Here is a 485-nt window from a genome sequence, read left to right as displayed (position 1 = left end):
GGCGGGGCCGGTGTCTTCGAAGTACTCCACCCGGATGCGCAGTGTCTGACCGGCTGTCACGGTGACCGCGGTCCCGGTCGTGTCGGTTGCGGCCTGGCTCTTCCATCGCTCCAGGTTGAGCACGTCATTGACCCATACGCGGACGCCGTCGTCGCTCCTGGCTTGCAGGGTGTAGGCGCCGGCCTGGGGGAAGGTGATCAGCCCGGTCAGCCTCAGCGACCACCCGTTGACGGGCAGCGTCCCTCCCGGGGACGCGGTCCCCCAGTTGCGTGTCACGCTTCCGGTCGCGTCGCCGACGCCGAGAGCGAACAGGTCAGGCTTTCCGGCGAGCGTCTTGTTCGGATAGTAGGCCGCCTGGAGGCCGAACATCCCCGCGTCGTACACGGTGCTGGCATGGGTGGCAACGATCCCGCATCCTGTCGTGCCGGCCGGGTCGGCGACGGGTCGCCGGTTCGAACCGAAGCAGGCGGCAGGCGCCGGACCGT

General features: G+C 69.3%; 1 protein-coding gene. It reads right to left on the bottom strand.

Translation table 11 applies throughout. From position 1 onward, the window contains the following. On the bottom strand, nt 1–485 hold a 485-nt coding region (locus tag KI686_RS15690; protein ID WP_237590274.1), incomplete at both ends, for a PA14 domain-containing protein.

The organism is Polaribacter sargassicola, assembly GCF_021991835.1.
Taxonomy (GTDB): Bacteria; Bacteroidota; Bacteroidia; order Flavobacteriales; family Flavobacteriaceae; genus Polaribacter; species Polaribacter sargassicola.
Note: the sequence above shows the minus strand (reverse complement) of the source record. Positions and strands in the feature narration are given on the sequence as shown.